Origin of the sequence: Haloarcula sp. R1-2 (genome assembly GCF_011627385.1) — an archaeon.
GTDB lineage: Archaea > Halobacteriota > Halobacteria > Halobacteriales > Haloarculaceae > Haloarcula > Haloarcula marismortui.
Map to the genome: position 1 here is coordinate 150,358 of NZ_JAANTG010000005.1, position 18,429 is coordinate 168,786.

13 protein-coding genes and 1 pseudogene are annotated in these 18,429 nt (G+C 53.6%); 4 read left to right on the forward strand and 10 right to left on the reverse strand.

All coding sequences use genetic code 11. The features are described from left to right. Positions 1–52: 52 nt before the first annotated feature. Positions 53–670, forward strand: coding sequence for a hypothetical protein (locus tag G9C82_RS18600; RefSeq protein WP_127014974.1), 618 nt, complete (start codon positions 53–55; stop codon positions 668–670). Here the strand turns inward: G9C82_RS18600 and G9C82_RS18605 are convergent. Next, on the reverse strand, positions 645–6,236 hold the full coding sequence (locus tag G9C82_RS18605; RefSeq protein WP_127014975.1) for an Ig-like domain-containing protein: 5,592 nt from the start codon (positions 6,234–6,236) through the stop codon (positions 645–647). The genes G9C82_RS18600 and G9C82_RS18605 overlap by 26 nt on opposite strands. Positions 6,237–6,439: 203 nt before the next feature. Continuing rightward, positions 6,440–7,444 carry a Cdc6/Cdc18 family protein gene (locus G9C82_RS18610; RefSeq protein ID WP_127014976.1) on the reverse strand — a complete coding sequence of 335 codons (1,005 nt, stop codon included), beginning with the start codon at positions 7,442–7,444 and terminating at the stop codon, positions 6,440–6,442. Positions 7,445–7,762: 318 nt separating this feature from the next. Here G9C82_RS18610 and G9C82_RS18615 point away from each other — a divergent pair, with 318 nt between their 5' ends. Continuing rightward, positions 7,763–8,785, forward strand: coding sequence for a site-specific integrase (locus G9C82_RS18615; protein ID WP_127014977.1), 1,023 nt, complete (start codon positions 7,763–7,765; stop codon positions 8,783–8,785). Between the two features lie 84 nt (positions 8,786–8,869). Here the strand turns inward: G9C82_RS18615 and G9C82_RS18620 are convergent, their stop codons facing one another. Next, positions 8,870–9,694, reverse strand: a complete 825-nt coding sequence (locus G9C82_RS18620; RefSeq protein WP_241244145.1) for a Dam family site-specific DNA-(adenine-N6)-methyltransferase — start codon at positions 9,692–9,694, stop codon at positions 8,870–8,872. A 1,022-nt stretch (positions 9,695–10,716) separates the two neighbouring features. On the opposite strand from G9C82_RS18620, the gene G9C82_RS18625 reads away from it, so the two are divergent. Beyond that, complete coding sequence (locus G9C82_RS18625) at positions 10,717–11,010, forward strand: hypothetical protein (protein ID WP_127014978.1); 294 nt, start codon at positions 10,717–10,719, stop codon at positions 11,008–11,010. A gap of 327 nt (positions 11,011–11,337) precedes the next feature. Here the strand turns inward: G9C82_RS18625 and G9C82_RS18630 are convergent, their stop codons facing one another. The 3 genes from G9C82_RS18630 to xseA all read right to left on the reverse strand — a co-directional run bounded on the left by G9C82_RS18630 (position 11,338) and on the right by xseA (position 13,647). Further along, positions 11,338–11,616, reverse strand: coding sequence for a hypothetical protein (locus G9C82_RS18630; protein WP_011225056.1), 279 nt, complete (start codon positions 11,614–11,616; stop codon positions 11,338–11,340). 646 nt (positions 11,617–12,262) lie between these two features. After that, entirely contained in the window at positions 12,263–12,439 is a 177-nt protein-coding gene (xseB, locus tag G9C82_RS18635) for an exodeoxyribonuclease VII small subunit (protein ID WP_011225057.1), read from the reverse strand. Continuing rightward, on the reverse strand, positions 12,436–13,647 hold the full coding sequence (gene xseA / locus G9C82_RS18640) for an exodeoxyribonuclease VII large subunit (protein WP_004966502.1): 1,212 nt from the start codon (positions 13,645–13,647) through the stop codon (positions 12,436–12,438). Before xseA ends, xseB begins: the two co-directional genes overlap by 4 nt. Positions 13,648–14,085: 438 nt before the next feature. On the opposite strand from xseA, the gene G9C82_RS18645 reads away from it, so the two are divergent. Continuing rightward, the gene (locus G9C82_RS18645; protein ID WP_127014979.1) at positions 14,086–15,147 is read left to right on the forward strand and encodes a hypothetical protein; all 1,062 of its coding nucleotides are present in this window, start codon (positions 14,086–14,088) and stop codon (positions 15,145–15,147) included. 259 nt (positions 15,148–15,406) lie between these two features. Here the strand turns inward: G9C82_RS18645 and G9C82_RS18650 are convergent, their stop codons facing one another. The 4 genes and pseudogenes from G9C82_RS18650 to G9C82_RS18665 all read right to left on the reverse strand — a co-directional run bounded on the left by G9C82_RS18650 (position 15,407) and on the right by G9C82_RS18665 (position 18,337). Continuing rightward, positions 15,407–15,850 carry a universal stress protein gene (locus G9C82_RS18650; protein ID WP_127014980.1) on the reverse strand — a complete coding sequence of 148 codons (444 nt, stop codon included), beginning with the start codon at positions 15,848–15,850 and terminating at the stop codon, positions 15,407–15,409. A gap of 179 nt (positions 15,851–16,029) precedes the next feature. After that, positions 16,030–16,425: pseudogene (locus tag G9C82_RS20775) on the reverse strand (MFS transporter); the annotation flags it as partial. A gap of 31 nt (positions 16,426–16,456) precedes the next feature. After that, a complete protein-coding gene (locus tag G9C82_RS18660) occupies positions 16,457–18,073 on the reverse strand; it encodes an SLC13 family permease (RefSeq protein WP_121304373.1) in 1,617 nt (538 codons plus the stop codon). A 60-nt stretch (positions 18,074–18,133) separates the two neighbouring features. Beyond that, positions 18,134–18,337: a hypothetical protein gene (locus G9C82_RS18665; protein ID WP_011225062.1), complete on the reverse strand. Its 204-nt coding sequence runs from the start codon at positions 18,335–18,337 to the stop codon at positions 18,134–18,136. Between the last annotated feature and the right edge of the window lie 92 nt (positions 18,338–18,429).

Consider the following 18,429-nt stretch of genomic DNA (forward strand, 5'->3'; position numbering starts at 1 on the left):
ATTTTTCATGAAGCCCAAAACTATTGTATCCCATCTGTGGAAAAGAGATAGTATGCAATTACGAATTGTTTTTTGTCTATTACTAGTATTGTCGTTGACAGGATGCAATTCACTTATCAATGGTTCGAACTCCGATATCGGCACAGAAACCGAATCCGTAAGTGATTCTCCTGACCTATATACTGAGAGCGACCCTGATACAGCAAGAGCCCTACCCTATGTTAATGGTTTATCTCGTTCGTTTTCACTTGAAACAGAGTCAGAGTATACTGCAGATGAGTATCCTGACACCTTAGAAGAAGATTTTGTGGAGTACGACATAACAAAGTATCACTCTCGGACATTCCTTCGGGATAGCGGAAATGAGAGTACTCCCCTTTATTTATTGACTGTCATCACGATACATGATACCGAAGCGGCTGCCAGTGCTTATTCAGAAGCACAAAGTACAGGAAATGGTACTACGGAACAGTCGACAGTCAGGACTGATCAACCAATCCGGGTTCAGATGTATGAACAATCAAATGGCCAAACTGTAATTCGTACTACTGGAACTATTAATTCAATAACAGTCAAAGTCACAGGGGTAGGAACAGAACCCGTAAACAGAGAGTATATTATTGATATTCTATCAAATATTATTTTTAGGGTACAGTCACAGGTTTCGTGATCCCAATAGTTGGATTGGTAGTTCCCGATGCAGGTTTCAACTGCGATGACTGTGGGTTAGTTGGCAGCTGAGAGGCGGGTTCAGCATCGATTTTGTGTTTCTTGTAAGCTTCACTGATATCTTGGATTTCATCTCGATTATACCGGACAGCGTAGTCATATCCGTTATCATATTTCGGACTACTGCTGTGGTACTCACGAGGACCAATTGTATAATGATCACTCGAAGGATCGACATCGTCGAAGTCATCCGCATCCAAGACTCTACTGTTAATTTGGCGGTTGCCTTTGCGAAGATCACTCAGCTGGTTGCGAATCTGTTCGGATTGCTTGTACTCGGAGGGTTGCTCTGCGCTCACCTCATAGATACGTTTGACCTCATACTCACCGTTCTCGGTGACACGAACGAGTACGTAATCAAAATCCCCGCTTCCCACACCTAGGCCTTGTCGAAGGTAAAGTCCTGGACTTTTACCACGTAAGTCGCTTACCACAGTCGCGCTCGGATGGAGTCCCTTGACCTGGCGAAGTGCTAGGGCCTCAGTAACGTCACCGACAATGTTCCCCGTATTAGTCCGACTCGTGAGACTAGCCCCTTCTCGCCACCGATCAAGTTGGCTGAACCCGTCTTCGATGATTACAGGGTTATAGTCAGTACGTATCGTATTAATGCCTGATTTCGAAATCCCGTGTTCATCTCTAAGACCTGTTGTCGCCGCCTTGATTGACTCTGATTTTAATGTTCCACCAGATCGAACTCTCTCAGCAATGTCTGAGACACGGCCATTGCCGTGATTCTTGATAACTTCGACTCGCGATGTCGCACGATCCATTGGCGCACCGTTCTTTGCCAGTTGTTGAACAACGCTATCACTAAGGCCATACCGTGTAGTCAAAACAGAACCGGGGTTCAAAGCAGGGTAGGCAGCATCAATGCGTTTGACGGCTTTTGATGGTACTTTTGTTGTCTTCGCAGCAAACTTCACTAGTGTAGACCGGCTAGCAGTCCAGTAGCGTGACACTCGCGAGATGATCTTCGAGGTTTTCGCTGCATCCCCGATTTCTGGCGCCAATCCGAGTAAGGTAATCCCAGCATCAGACCAATCGCGGTCATTTACTGCATCACCAGCGTCTCTAACATCACCAAAAACAGCAATTCCACTCGCGATCCAGCCCAATAGGAATCCCGGATTACTGTGCTTCCGCGGATTATCTTCGAACGCTATCCGACCACTAAAGAATCCAGTTTCAGCCTCTTCGAGGTCGATTGGGGGTTCACCGTACAGGACAACGCCAATATCGTTCTCGCCGGGTTCAATTTCCTTTTCAGTCCGTTTCAATACTTCTCCGTCACGCTTGACTGTGACAGTGGCGTCAATATGAGACTGATCTGACGGAATCGAATACTTCTCATCCATAACAAACCGCCCATCAGCGTTTGTAACTGCTTGCTGTCCGCGAATTTCCACTGTAGCATCATCGATAACCGGGCCGTCATCCCGATACACTTCTCCTTCGATTGTGGTAGACTCGCTGAATGAGAACTCAGTTGTGGTCCCACCTCTTGAGAGCACGATATCACGAGTTGTTGGAGCGAGTGAGCCCGGTTCGTTGACGTAGATACTTGCCTCGGGAAGCCTCCCGGGACTAGATTCATAGAGCCCAGTTATTGTCAATTTACCGTCATTTCCAGTGCGCATATCGTAGGTTCTGGCTCCGCTAACGGTTACTGCTCGGTCTAAAGGCTCCCCATCAGTACCAGTTGTGACGATTGTGAGATCGTAGCCTTCTGGCGGCTTCGAGGTGCTCTTAATTTCTATATCGTCACTAAATGTGTTTTTGCCGACAGTCGTTGCATCTCTCGTCTGCACCACAATTCGAGTCTCATAGGTCCCTGTTGTATCATCATCAGTGAACCAAGAGAGATACGCGGTATCAGTCTCTCCTGGAGGAAGTGTAACTATCGACCGGGCTTTATTTTTCCAGTCCCCTCCATCAGTTCTGGCTTGGTAACGCACGTAGTACCGCTCTTGATTGTCACCAGTGTTCTGAATGTCTGCTTGCGCTGAGATTGTATCGCCGATATCGTATACCCCGGTTACCTGAGATGTTGATCTAATTTCAATGTTATCAGATTCGGATTCACCTACTTGAATCGCATCTTCTAACATCTCTGACGACACAACTTTATTATCATTACTACTGTCAATCACCTCTACCTGGATATCGTAAACGCCTTTTTTAGCTATATTTGGAACGTACCATCCTTGTTCGACTCGATCAGTCGTACTTTTCTCAATAGCTTCCGGATGAGTGAACAGGTTGGGATAGCGGTTCCCATCCGGCCCAATACCAGTAATACGTATATCGAACTTGTGATCAATATAACCAGTATTGCTGATCCGTGCCACGACCGTAGTCGAACTATCAACCTTGGTTGTTTTTGATTCGACGCTGATATCATCAACTCTCGCATCAACGTTCGATGGCTTTTCAAAGGCGTCAGTGATTACACGCTCATCTGCCAAGTTTGTCAGCGACTGCCTGTCCGTTCCTCGCCAGACAGCCACCTTCACATCGTAGTCACCAGTAGGAGCTTCTGGTGGGACACGCCAGGAGAGTGATACTTCTTTTTGTTCATTTGAATTCAGAGTGATTTCTCTTCCTGTTAGTCCCAGAGTATCATACCAATCTCCATTAGGGCCACGCACGCTGTAGCCGACAAAAAAGTCGTTACTGGTTCGCCCCGTATTTTCAACTGTTACTGAGGTCTGGGCATCGTTGCCGGCCCCATAGGCACCCTCTGGTGGTTCCACAGTTCTAATTTCCGCACTGGCTGATTCAGTAACAGATACTGTCCACGTCACCTCGTCACTGTAGGTCTGCTCAGTATCGAACACGGCGGCAGTGATGTGATATGTTCCGGAGTCATCGAATGTCGTCTCCCACGTCGCGGTATCGTCCGATCCGGAGATATCACTCTCGGAGACGGCAGCGTCATCAATGTACCATTCTACTCCTGCAAGATTCCTGTCTGGATCTTCAGCACCAACTTGGAACTCAACAGAGTCACCAACCGTTACTGACTGATCGCCAGATGGCGATTCACGGTCAGCTGACGGCTGCTCGTTAGCTCCGGTAACCTCAAAAGAATCTGCATCTTGGCCGTAGTCATATCGGTCATCTTTAGCGCTACTGTGAAATACACCAGACCCTGCGCTCCACGTTCCTTCTTCAGCGTCGTCGGGAATTTCGCCGTTAAGAGTAATTGTCTCAGTCTCACCTGGAGAAAGATAAACGGTCGTAGCTTCGCCAGTTACCCAGCCACCGTCGGGACGCTGAACACTCGCATCTACGTAGAAGTTGTGTTCAGTGTTGCCTGTATTTTCGACAGTGATTTCAACCGGTACTCTATCCCCCGGTCTATAGGTGTCACTATCGGCTAGCGTTTGGGTGACACGTGCGCTAGTTTCGTCCGGTTGCTCAACCGTGACGTCCCATTCAACAGATTGGCTATCCGCATTCTCTGTATCGAGTACGACAGCTTCGACTGTATACGTTCCAGACTGGTCAAACTCGTGTGACCACGTTGCCGTGTCAACACTACCGTCTATACTCTGGGTCTGGATATAGTCGCCATTAATGTACCACTCCACGTCCTCAAGATTCCCGTCTGGGTCTTCGCCATCGACTTGGAACTCGACGGAATCACTGACCGTTACTGAGACATCACCAGACGGAGACTCTCGGTCTATCGTGGGCGCTTCATTTGCTCCCGTGACCTCGAAGGAATCTAAATCTTGACCGTAGTCATACCGGTCATCTTTAGCGCTACTGTGGAAGATACCCGAACCTGCACTCCACGTTCCTTCTTCAGCGTCGTCGGGTATTTCGCCGTAAAGAGTGACTGTCTCAGTCTCACCGGGAGAGAGATAGACGGTCGTAGCTTCGCCAGTAACCCAGCCACCGTCGGGACGCTGGACACTCGCATCTACGTAGAAATCATGCTCCGTGTTACCTGTATTTTCGACGGTGGTTTCAATCGGCACCCTATCCCCTGGACTGTAGTTTCCACTATCGGCTAGCGTTTGGGTGATACGTGCGTTTGTCTCGTCTGGCTGCTCAACCGTGACATCCCACCTGACAGACTGACTATCCGCATTCTCTGAATCGAATACAACTGCTTCGACCGTATACGTTCCAGACTGGTCAAACTCGTGTGACCACGTTGCCGTGTCAACACTACCGTCTATACTCTGGGTCTGGATATAGTCGCCATTAATGTACCACTCCACGTCCTCAAGATTCCCGTCTGGGTCTTCGCCATCGACTTGGAACTCGACGGAATCACTGACCGTTACTGAGACATCACCAGACGGTGACTCTCGGTCTATCGTGGGCGCTTCATTTGCCCCCGTGACCTCGAAGGAATCTAAATCTTGACCGTAGTCATACCGGTCATCTTTAGCGCTACTGTGGAAGATACCCGAACCTGCACTCCACGTTCCTTCTTCAGCGTAGTCGGGTATTTCGCCGTAAAGAGTGACTGTCTCAGTCTCACCGGGAGAGAGATAGACGGTCGTAGCTTCGCCAGTAACCCAGCCACCGTCGGGACGCTGAACACTCGAATCTACGTAGAAGTCGTGCGTCGTATCACCCGTGTTTTCGACGGTGACTTCAACTGGCACGGATTCACCCGGTTGATACGTGCCGCTTTCCGCATATGTACTAGTTACGTCCGCATCTGTTGATGGAGATTCAACGGTGAAAGAATCTAAGTCTTGACCGTAGTCATATCGGTCGTCTTTAGCGCTACTGTGGAATACGCCAGACCCTGCGCTCCACGTTCCTTCTTCAGCGTCGTCGGGAATTTCGCCGTTAAGAGTAATTGTCTCAGTCTCACCGGGAGAGAGATAGACGGTCGTAGCTTCGCCAGTTACCCAGCCACCGTCGGGACGTTGGACACTCGCATCTACATAGAAGTCGTGTGTCGTATCACCAGTATTCTCGACAGTGACGTCAACTGGCACTGAGTCCCCTGGTTGATACGTGCCACTTTCCGCATATGTGCTAGTTACGTCCGCATCTGTTGATGGAGATTCAACGGTGAAAGAATCTAAGTCTTGACCGTAATCATGTAGCTCATCTTTTGCACTCGTCTGGAAAACTCCGGAACCTGCACCATAACTTCCTTCAGTGGCATCATCAGGAATTTTGACGCCAAGTGTAAGTGAGATTGATTCCCCTGGAGAGAGGAGAACTGACCTCCCCTCACCCGTCACCCAGTTCCCATTCGGCCGCTGGAGACTTACGTCAACATAAAATTCTTCGCTCGTATCGCCCGTATTTTCTACAGTAAAATCAACAGGCACCGTTTCTCCAGGTGAATAGGCCCCACCTTCTGCCTCAGTGGCCGTAATTTGAGCTGAAGAAGTCTGTAAGGTGTTTGCTGTGTTTTGGGTACTAGGTGAATGATTATTCTGAAGTTCTACTACCCCCGCAACGGGGGTTGTCATCATCAAAAAAACCAATGCAATACTTAGGCCCGCCTCCCACACCCTCCTCATTAGATGTGTAATATAAATATGGTAATGAAAATTTTTTGGTTGGCACAATACACAATAAGTAACCACGTTCACTAAATAAATTATTCTCCTGTCCTGCAGAGGACTAATAAAAATCAGTGTGCTGTGTCTACTCTCTATATCTCTGTCTCTTACCCACAAAAAATGAGTAACTGGCCTGCCCCAGTAAGAAAGCAAACGTTCAATCAGGTTTGCGGGCTATACGATCGTCCTTTTGTATTTCCTGATGCGACGACGAGATTGTATTGTTTAAGCTTAGAAAGATAGTTCCTCATAGTTCGCCGCGTTTTTGCAGAGTCGACTTCAGTACAGTACTGTTCGTAGAGGTCGCCGCCACTGATTTTCCCACTGTCGGTGATGATATCGTAGAGAATCTGCTGGTGGTCGGTGAGCTTGTCTGTCGTCTTCTGTCGAATTTCCGAGTTCGCTTCCGGAACTGCTTCCCGAATTAGTTCAGCTGTGATTTGTTCATAACCTCGCTGGGAAGCCATCCTGGTCGCGTTGCGAAGGATACCGATAGCAGCACGAGCATCGCCAGCAGCGTGGTCCGCGATTAGTTCCATCTCGTTCTGTGCGAGTGCGTCTGGTCTGAGTCCCCACCGCGCCCGATCCTCGATAATCGACACCAACTCCGCCAAGTCGTAGTTGTTGAACCGAATGCGGGGGCAGTTCTGGAGACGGCTGTACAGACGCTCATCAAGCAAACTGAACGCGTCTTCCTCGCGGTTCGCAATGAGGATCATTGTGAGATGAGGAATCCGATGGAGATCGTAGAGGATTTTCTTATCCTGGAGCTGGTCGACCTCGTCGAGAATCACTACGTAGTGTGCGCCGTCGTACTCGCGTAGCCGCTCTAACAGTTCGTCTTTCGGGGTTGACTGACGGTGGATGTCCCACGTCTCGTTGATGCCGTCGAGAATCCGGTAGAGCGTCTTGAATCGGCTGTAATCCTCCCAGCAGTTCACGTACTGGTAGTTCAGGTCGACCACGTTCTCGCGGAGTTGCTTGACAGTGTACTTGGCTATGCATGTCTTCCCAGCTCCAGACGGCCCGTACAGGAACGATGGCTCCGGGCGTCCCTCGGTCATAATCGGACGCAGTGTGTCGGAGAGGTGGCTCACCTCGGCAGAGCGGTGTTTCACCTCCTGAGGAATGAACTCGGGTTGTAACACGCGAGCGTTGGTAATCATATGTAGTAATTCGGAAACCAATCGGATAAACGGAAGGGTGTAGTTTCCGAATCTTCCGAGAACCACTCTCAACGGTCATCTCAGTGGCTTCAGAACTAACCTATCAGAATCCTTCTGATTTGTAGAAATTCATCTACCGAAGCTCTGGCTCCTGGAGCGGCGGAAATTTATATAGCTACATAGACTTTATCAGACACAGGAAGCCCGAATATTCAGACACACAGTGCCTGAAACGCCGAAATTCTGGTTTTGCGATTGGGTTTGTATTACAATAGTAAGCACCACCAGTTTTAGGCGGGAGGCCGCTGTACGGGAAGCATGGATCGGCTTCCGCCTGCATACGACGCTACTCCCGGGAATGACGCCCTCGAAACAGCCATCGAGAAACGACTCGTCGATATCGACTCCGGGCGCTACCGAACAAACGTCGCGAGCGTGCTGCGGAAATTCGCCGCGTGGGCACGAGATCAACACGATATCACCAGCCCCGAGGAGATTGACGATGATCTCTGCCGGCAGTACGCTCGTGAGCTAGCCCGAGCCGATGATCGGGACGATATTTCACCTGAGACTGCCCGCCGCTACTTCGCCTACGTCCGCTCATTTCTCACGTGGGCTGTCTACGAGGGTCTGGTACCGACGAACCCGGCCAAGACCAACCACGCCGAAGGCCCGCTTCCGACCGACGAGACTGAAACCGACCAACAGTACTGGACGACACGCGACCGCGAAGCCATTTGCGCGACTGCCACCGCCCGCGTCGATGAAGCCGGCGAGAGCGACGACATTGACCGCACGGCGGCCTACCGCGACCAGGCACTCGTCTCCTTACTCGCCTACTCCGGAGCCCGCAGTGCGGAACTCGTCGCCGTCTCCGATGATGAAGAACGGAACGGCCTGCGGTGGCGGCACGTCAACCTCGATGCTGGCACGATGCAAGTGTTCGGCAAGAATCGCACCCGTGAGTCTGCACCCATCCTCGACGATGCACTTCGCCCGCTCCGGCGCTGGAAGCAACTCCGAGAGCCCGACGAGAACGAGGCCGTGTTCCCCAGGCTCGACAACGCGGCGAAAGCACTGGACCCGACGCCGTCGATCACAACGCAGTCAGCCCGGAACATACTGGCAGACCTCTGTGAGTGGTCTGAGTATGACTTCGAGGAGCCGCTGAAACCTCACGGGGCTCGCCGTGGCCTCGGTCGTGAACTCTATCGCGAAAACCCACAGCTGGCGCAGGACGTACTGCGGCACAAGTCCATCGAAACAACACACGAGGGCTATGCACAGGAGGCCGCGAAGCGTACCCGTGACGAAGCGAACAACATCATCAGCGGTAAGTAGAGTACACTGCCCGGATCTCGCGTTGGATTCTATTCTATCACCTATTGTACACAGTCATTGTTGGTAGCGTCAGTAGGGCTCAACTCAAGAATTATACTGGCCAAGAGACGTTTGGCCTTTTGTGGCCCGGTTCGCTGGTTCGACTGTTGTCGCGATTATTTCGTCCACTTCGCCGCGACTGTCACCATCGCTATTTATGGCCCGAGTCGCAGCCTCTTTGTCGACCTGGAGGCCAGCATCTTCGTACATTTCATACATCACACCGCTATTACTGACGATGACGTGTGCATCTTGTTCTGCGAGCGTTTGAACTACTTCTAAGAGCCGTTTCTGGTCGTCTTGGTCGAATCCGTCGGCACTGTAATTAGTGAAGTAGGCAGTCGAACTCATCGGCTTGTAGGGTGGGTCGAAATAAACTAAATCACCAGGCTCTGCGGCGTCAAGGATATATGTGAAGTCGTCATTGCGAATGTCCGTTCCTGTGAGCACTGTACTGGCTTTGTGAATCCGTTCGTGTTGAACCCAGTCGGGGTCAGTGAAATCGCCAATCGGAACGTTGTATCCACCACTGTTGTTCTCTCGATAGAGGCCGTTGTAGCACGTTCGATTCAAATACATGAGCAATGCCGCTTCGGTGAGTGGATCAAAGTTTTCACCGTACGGCCGCTTATTAAATCGCGCTCGCTGTTGGTAATAATAATTCTTGATTTCGCGACCGGTATGGCTGGTTTCAGAATAGTCGTTATCTGGGTTTACCTTGGATTCAGGGTCGTCAAACGATTCAAGTTTGTCAATAAGCTCCTCTGGGTTGTCCCGAACCTGTCGGTAGAAATTGATTAGTCTCGTATTAGTATCGTTGATAGTCCCGTCCTCAGGCTCAAGCTCAAAGAAGAGGGCTCCGCCGCTCAATGACAGCCGGCTCTATCAGAATCTCAGCACACTCACCGGGCAAAACCGCATCAACCGGGACGAGTTCGACGCTCGCACGAACGAGGTACGTTGACTGACGCCGTCAGACACGCTCACGGACCTACCTACGCCGACCAGACCCGTCGCTGGAGGTGACCACCAGTGACGGAGTGCTGTGACCAGAGTGGTGTCAAACAGGTGCTATGTTCCTTGCAAAAGGGGCATGTCGGGCGACGGTGGGCACCGACAGTCTCGCCCGACAACCGCAATTGTCAGAGACACGGACAGGTTCCGGATCCTGCATACCGCCTCTCCCACGTGAGGGTGGCGTAGGAGTCGGCCTGCAGCGGGGACCAGAACCTGTTTTGGTGGTATTCGCCGTCGATAATTAATTTTAACTATGGTTTGTTAGCTAGTATCAATCGCAGCCCTGCACACGAAGGTTGCCACACTGGGTCAGGTGAAACCCAGTCTCGACAGGCAGCGCTGGCATAGACAGAGACAATGTCTCCAGTTCCGTCAACAAAAAGCTGTAGCGGTTCTGGGTTCCGGTGGTCTCTTCATGATCGTGGCGGTGGCCACGACAATTGGCATTATCGAGCCACTGTGACGTAGCTATTTGACTAGTCCAGTTTTCACCAGTTTCTCCGAGAATGCAATCGAATCTCAGTATGCTGGATACACCCTCTGTATCTTGCGCGGTACTACTGGCAACCACCGAGTCGAACGCGGACGGCTCTGTTAGCCTGTTCCTCTGTACTGACCAGATCACATGAACTACTCACTCAGGGCCAACCGCCTTTTTTCGGCGTTGATGGTGCGACTGCAGCCGATAACTGGAACAGCTGCGAGTTCTCCGTGGCCGTTGTTTCGGCTGATGGTGACGCCGAGGAGGTTGTACTGAACCACGCTTTTCGAGACGCTCTCGGAGCCCCACTACTTGATTTAATTTATTTTGACGTAGTTATTACTACTGATACTTAGGCCGATGTTTTCATGTACGTATGTAACCGAATGTAGGTATGTCAGAGAGCGCTGCTACTCCATCGCTTTCCCAGAACTGGGAAACGCTTGCAGTTCATGACTGGGACGGCGACACTGAGCTCATCGTAGAGCTTGCAGAAGTTCTGGAGGAGTTGTCTACTGATGACGTACCAGTACTGGACGAGTACGTCGACGCTGAGTCGCTCTGCAACGGGCTTCAGGCAGTAGCGGGGCGACAGTTTACCGAGGTTCGTTTCTCTGTTGAGACGCATGAAGTCCGGATTCGTCAGAGCGGAGCAATAGAAGCTCAACGGCAACTACGTCCCGAATAGACAGGAACTGCGGTCGTCTGGTTTAATTACTTGCTCTCATCCGTCTTTAGCTAGGAAAGAACCGATGTGATTACGACGGCTTATTGCGGTTACTTTTTAAGGGGAACGAGGAGGCGGTATGCAACAAGATATCTCGAACCGCCTCGCGGTCGGCTTGGTTAGCCACAACCAACCGAACCACTCACTCCCCAGCGATCTTGGTCTCGTCGTCAGACACCCATACGCTGAAACGGTAGTTACACCTGCTTAGAGCGGTCAAAAGAACGGTCAGCGCCAGACAATCATTCCGTACCCCAATCAGGTCCAACTGGTGGAACCACTGCGTGCTTATTTGCCAGGGGCATTGTCCGCGGCCCCGTTCGCGGCCGAAGTCGCGTTCTCTGCGGCCGTATTCGCCCCGGCCTCACTGCCACCAGGTGTCATGCTGCTGATCACCTCACCGAGGCCACCGGACTCACCGCCGGCCGCGGAGCTAACCTCAGCCAGAATGTTCCCGACGAAGTCCGGAACCTGCGCGGGGAGGTCTGTCGGTGGGCCTGCCTGCATCCCCATCTGAGCCGTTTCGTTTGCGAACTGGACAATCGTCAGCGGATCTGCTTCGAACATTGCAACTCGACGTATCGGGCGGGAGGTGATAAGGGGGCCAAGCCATGAGGCCGATTTGGGGCCGGTTTTCGCCGAATTAACGCGATTAAATCAGGGATAAATCGCCTTGTCGTAGCTTCTCGCCTCGAGATAGATATTTGGGGTGACCATCGGGACTGGGTCGTGCAGGACGCGCCAGCAGCGACCTCGAAAGTCGATGTGTTGGCCCGTAGAAAGTACATTTGCGACGAGTGTGCCATCGGCAGTGTGTCCAAATACGCACCCACCGCTCAACGTGGGTGCTCAGCGAATATCTACAAACGCACCCAGGTATCTGGCAGGATGTGCATGAGCGCCTCCGGCGTGTGCCGGACGAGTCACCGGACTGCTGGCCCGGATTCGAAGCATTCTGTGAGGGCACATAGACTTCGTAAGCGTACCCGGACTCTTCCAGTACTCTGAAGACGCTAACCAACAGAGAATGAGAACTGTCCCGGCTGTTGGTTAGCTAATCTAAATCCGCTGTCTAGCCGTCCATTGGGTCTTAACTTTCTGAGATAAACGTTGACGGCGAGGGTGCAGCCATCGCAAGAGCCACCACAGAAATCGAAATACGGGACGTTCTGTGAGGAGAGCTACTATAGCTCAAAACAGTTTCAACCGGACTTCAGCGATCAATAACCTCGCCATCCCCAACAGCTAGCTCGGATTCCAACTCAGCAATCAGTTCCGTGCCCTCAGCATGGAGTTCGTTCGCTCGTTCCAGCGCGACGTCTCCGTTTTCGAGCTGTTCGATAATCTGTTCAAGTCGGTCGGTCTTGTCGGCGATTGTCTCGTCTTTCATAGTGGAAGCAGGATGTACAGGAGCAAGGCCACAACAAGCAAGCCCAGTGCTACCAAGATGAGCAGCAGCCGTCGACGCTGGCGGCGATGGGCAGCGACCTCTTGTTCACGTTTTCGCTGCTGGTCATACTGGGTCCGCGCTTGCTCTAGCCGGTTCGCAAGATCAGTCAGTTCATCTCGAACGTGGGTGTCGTATGTGCGGTCCAACTCAGCTTCGAACGCAGACAGATCCGACTCAACTGTTCGTCTGTAGGCCCGTGTGAGTCGGTCATCCATCGTTTCCAGCGTCGTCTCGGCAGTCTCTGTGTAGGCTGTGTTGAGACGTTCTTCGAGTGTTTCCAGTTCCGCGTCCAGCGTGGTCCGCTCTGGAACGATGTTGCCCACCTCGGTCGGTGTCATCACCCGCCTGTCGGCCACTTCATCGGCCAGTGTTCGGTCGTTCTCGTGGCCGACTCCAACCACGACTGGCGTCTCGGTTTTGTGGATGACACGGCAGAGCGGTGTTTCGTTGAACACCCGGAGATGCTTGTCAGAACCGCCGCCGCGAGTGAGAACGATAACGTCGACCCGCGGGTCGTCATCGAGTTCACTGATCGCACCCATGATCGACATCATTGCATCGTCGCCCTGAACACTCGTGTTCTGGATGACGATATCAACGTCAGGATATCGCTCGTGAATGCTGGTAATTGCATCCATTCGGGCATCGCTTGTTGCACTGGTGGCGATCCCGATTCGTTCTGGGAAGTCTGGAAGCGCCTGTTTGTGCTCCGGATCAAGCAACCCATCCGAGTCCAGCAGTTGCCGATTTTGCTCGTATATCCGCTGGTACGTGCCTTCACCGACCTCAACGATGTCTTCGACGATGACGGACACGTTTCCCCCGTCTTCGTAGTACGACAGTGAGCCTTTCACAGCCACCTGCATCCCATCCTCGATCGTAGCGTCGATAGCTGACCGCTTGTATCCGAAGAGTACGCAGTGAATCGTCGAGCCCTCATGGACCAGATCAAGATGGACATGGTCATTCGAGGACACGCCATAGTCAGAGACATCACCGACGACGTAATCGAAGGCAAGCTGGTCTGCACTCTCAACAACTGCGCCGATATCTTCATTCAGCGTATCAACGTAGGTAATTCGCTCCGTTTGGAGTGCTTCCTGAAGTGTCTCCAGCGATGTCTGCGTCAACTCCGGCCCCGAGCCCATTCGCCTCTTCTGTAGTGCAGTTGTGTACTTAAGCCATGGTGGTTCCGTCAGGTTACGTTCGTCATCTAACCGGGGTGATATAGGAAGTATAGCGTCAACGGACCAGCTCAGGCTGTCCTTGCAAGGGCATGGAACTGTCACGATGGCAGTCTGACGGCAGTGTGAGAAGCAATTTTGTGACCCCCGCTGGGTGAGGGGTTTCCAAGACCAGCCTCACGGTGGCAAGTAAACCCACGCCACTGGGTTTCTTCCGGCGACAAAGCACAGCACAATCGCCGCGCCAATCTGAGTACCGTGGCCAGCAGTCCAGTGTCAGATTTTGCTGACTCCAACGCAGGAGGTTGTTTTAGGTTGACAGCGCGGCGAACTCGTTGGAGGGGTGCGGTTCTATTCCAGCCGCGCACAGCTTAAAGTGTAAATGGAAATATATTTTTTAGTATGGTGGAAGATTCCGATCAGACACAGGAAGCAGGTCAGTCGCCAGACCATTCGACGGTCGCACTAAGTCGGCGAACACTGCTTCAGTCGACCCTTGCAGGAAGTGCGATATTAGGCGGAGTCGGTCTACCTATAGCAACTGCCAACGATGAGCAGTCCGACGCGAAGGGTACTGGAAATAGCACCGATAGCTTGGAGGGCTTTCCGCCAAGTGGAATCACTGAGTATGGACGAAGCGTTACCCTCGGAAACGGGCGAGTCCGAACCTTTACGAGTGAAACACCCTCAGGAGAGGCGAAGTATCACGGAATTGAGTTCGATCACGCCGCACTCGAAGGGCTTCCAGACGAGACGGATATAACTGAATCAGACAATCGGGCAGAGACTGATAAGTATCGGATTGGCGGACAGGCAGCAACGATCCACTTCAAACAGTCGCTCCAGTTCTTTGTGCCGTTCCCGGACGCGGCTAATACGCCATTTACTTTCTTGGGACTCAACTGGAATCCAGACGGCCATTTTGGTGGCAAAGGAGCGTGGGAGAAGCCCCATTTCGATATCCACTTCCACATGCTTGACCCGGCAACGGTGGACAACATTGCGGGTCCGCAGGTTCCACCGTACGATGCCAAAACATCGGACGGAATCGAGACTAACTTCGACTTCGCTCAACTTCCAGAGGGGTACATGCGACCACCGCCGCCCGTCGCTGATGAGCGGTATATTACAGACATGGGTGAACACGCAGCGCCGACAGACGCTCCTGAGCTCCCAAACGGTCCCGACGAGCAGGGTGATCCCACGAACTTTGACAACACACTCATTCAGGGATTCATCGGGGACAAAGAGGGGTCACAGCTGGCGTTCGTAGAACCGATGCTCACCCGAGAGTTCTTGAGCGGTTTCCAAGGCACCAAAACATACGATATCCCGCAACCGGGTGAATATCCACATGACCAGCAGCACCCACACGAGTACAGCGTCCGAGACGTTCCATCGACGGACAAAATCGCAGTTGTTATCGAGAGCTTCAAACAGGGTTCCAATCAAGCGAAGGAGTAGTCATCTCTGCACGGTCTCACTCATAGATGAAGCCACGAGGCCAGACTTCACCGGACTTCAGGAAACCGCTCCAATTTGCACCGTTCAACTCGGCGAAGCGGCTTGCAAGACAGTCCGCAGAATCCGGACTCACGCTGTGTCTCTGAAATAACGGCAGTTATTTCGGACGCGCCGGGATTGAACCGGCAGATTAGGTCTTCAAGGCACGCCGCCAAGTCCTCAGGTGGCATCGAAGCTGTGCGCCACAGTTTCACACCGGTCACTCTCGACGGACGAACACCACGGGACAGGGGGCCTGAAGGAGGACATCTTGCGTGGTGGAGCCGAAGACGGCTTTCCCCGTCGGTGAGCGGTTCGCTCCACCGACAATGATGAGATCTACGTCGGCAGCTAGGTCCATGATGCTGTTCGCGTGTGGCCCAGTTGCAGTGCGCAGTTCGTACTCGACTTCTGCGGAGTCGAGCTGTGAGACGATCGACTTGAAGAGCCCGTGTTGGGCCGCTATCTGTTCGGGCGACACTTCGGAGGCGGCGTCGAAACCCAGACTTGTTTTGCTAGTTTCGTATTCCTCATCAGTGAATATTTGGCCGACGATCACTCGGGCATCCGCCGGCTTCGCTATGTCGATCGCCGTCGATGCGAGTTGCTGCCCGTTACCCTCGTCACCGGGCCTGCCAGCGACCAGTACCGTTTCCAGTGCCATGTATCAATGATACACCGATCCAGCTGTAAACGTTCCGGTACTGGCACACAGGCGCTCCCCGTGGCGGACCCACATACTGGGGAATCATCCGAACCGATTTCGGGAACCCAGAGTTATCCGAGCCGCCCCGGATTCTATTGCCCACTATCCCGTTGGTGAGCGTCGGCGACGGCGACGCCAGCGAGGTTTTGCCGCCCGGACGGGACGTTTCCAAATATCGCCTTGTTCGTGCCCGGTATCGCCGTGCCATACAGCGCACCGAAGACGAAGACACTGCACAGCAACAGTCCGTACGTGTCCGCGACCGGGACGAGCAGCGCGCCCCCGGCGAGGCCGACGAGGCCCATCGAGAGGGTGCTGTGTTCGCCGTACCGGTCCGTGACCGCACCCAGTGGCAGTAAAAACACCGCGTAGCCGAGCGTCAGTACCGTCACCACGAGTCCGGCTTTCGTTCCGGTCAGCCCGAACTCGTCCCGGAGAAACGGCGTGGCTGCGAACACGGCGTAGTAACAGATGCTCGCGGCGAGTTGCCACAGGAAGACGAGGGATATCGTTCGGTGCTGATTCCTGTCCAGAGAGAGGGGTCGACACTCCAGTCTCGCTGTGTCACCAGAGGAGATGCGGCCAGACGAAGGTGAACAGCAGCCAGATGAGCCCCGTCAGCACTGCAGTCATGACGATGTTGAGGATAACGCCGGTTCGCAGCATGTGGCTCTGCTTGATGTATCCGCTCCCGTAGACGATGGCGTTCGGCGGCGTCGCCACGGGGAGCGCGAACGCGAAACTGGCCGCGATCGCCCCAGAGACCGAGAGGAAGATCGCCGTCTTGAAATCCGTCAGCCCGAGCGTGGCCGCGAAGACACTGCCCAGACCGATGAGTATCGGGACAAGAATGGTCGTCGTCGCAGTGTTTGAGGTCATCTCGGTCAGGAACACGACGACGAGCACGACCGCGGCGATGATGAGCACGACCGGCATCCCGGTGAGCCCGCCGAACACCGTGTTCGCTATCCACTCGGTCGTTCCGGTGTTCGCGAGCGCGTCGGCGAGCGAGATACCGCCGCCGAACAGCAGGAGCGTTCCCCAGTCGATGTCGACGAGTTCGTCCCACTCCATCGTGTCGGCCAGCACGAGCGCGGGGATGGCCATCACACCGACCATCACGTAGTAGAGGAGTCCCTGGTGGCCCTCAAGTCCGAAGATCGTCATCCCGCTGCCACCAAAGAGCGTGGTCAGCCACACGGCCGGCAGATACGGGGCCAGGAACGTGCCGAGGCCACCGAGCACCCAAAGCCCGGCCGTGGCCCCGAAGATAATCGCGACACGTCGCCCCCGCGGGTCGAGACTGTCCTCGTCGTCGAGGTACGCCTGTGCCTGTGCCTGTGCCTCGTCGACGTTGTTGATCTGGGGCGGGTACAGGACGTATGTAAGGAGATACCAGACGAGAGGGAGCGTGATGAAGACGACGGGCAGCCCGATGAGTAGCCAGTCGACGAATCCGATTTCGTACCCAAGGATAGCGTTGAGTTGCCCGACGAGCACGGCGTTCGGTGGAGTACCAATTATCGTCCCAACACCGCCGATACTGGCGGCATAGGCCGTCCCGAGCAACATCCCAATCTGCATGTTGGTAAACTCGTCCGCGGTGCCGATGCCACCGTCCGTGGCCGTTCCCGAAGCAGCCCCTTCTGGGGTAGACTCACCGACCGCCGCGACGCCCTCACTGCTGAGCACCTGAGAGAGGACACCGACCGCAATCGGTGTCATCATGGCTGCCGTCGCCGTGTTCGAGACCCACATCGACAGTCCCGCAGTGGATATCATGACAGCGCCGATGAGGCGACGGGGCGAACTGCCCATCCTCGCCATCGTGTACAGCGCGATACGCCGGTCGATGTCGTACTTCTGGAGGGCGTTTGCCAGCATGAACCCCGCCATGAACAGGAAGATGAGGTGGTCCGCGAACCCGACGAGCGCGGTGTCCATGTCGTCGTAGACCCCAGTAGCAGTGAGCAGCACCGGAATCGACAGCGCGGTCACCGCGAGTGGGAGCGTGCCCGTTACCCACAGCGCCCCGGCGAAAAACATCGTCGCGAGCGTGTACTGACCGGCCAGCGAGAGCCCCGCCGGCGTCGGTGCGGCTGCGATGAGCACCGTCCCGAGACACACAATCCCGAACTTGACCAGCCGTGTCTGTACCTCGCTCAGAGTGCGGTGTATCATTGATACACAGGGTACTCCCCAGCCACTGGTCTTAAATCTTGGGTGATGTATAATGACGTTTTAGAAGTTGGTGACTATCGCGTTGATCTGGTCCGGACTGAGGTCGACCGCATACAGGTCGAACAGGACCTGACGACGAGCGTCCGATAGGCCGCGAGTTCCGTTTTCAAGCATTGAGAGGTGTGCCTGCATGAGGTCGTCGACTTCTCGCTCGACGCCCCGTTGCTCGTATCCGGCCGCGACCCGGAGGAGTCGCCACGCCATCGGTGAAATATCGTCCACGTCGGCGTATTCGACAGTCTCGGAGTTGTCAGTCACCAAATTCAACACCACCGTGTTGCCCGTATTCCCTAGAA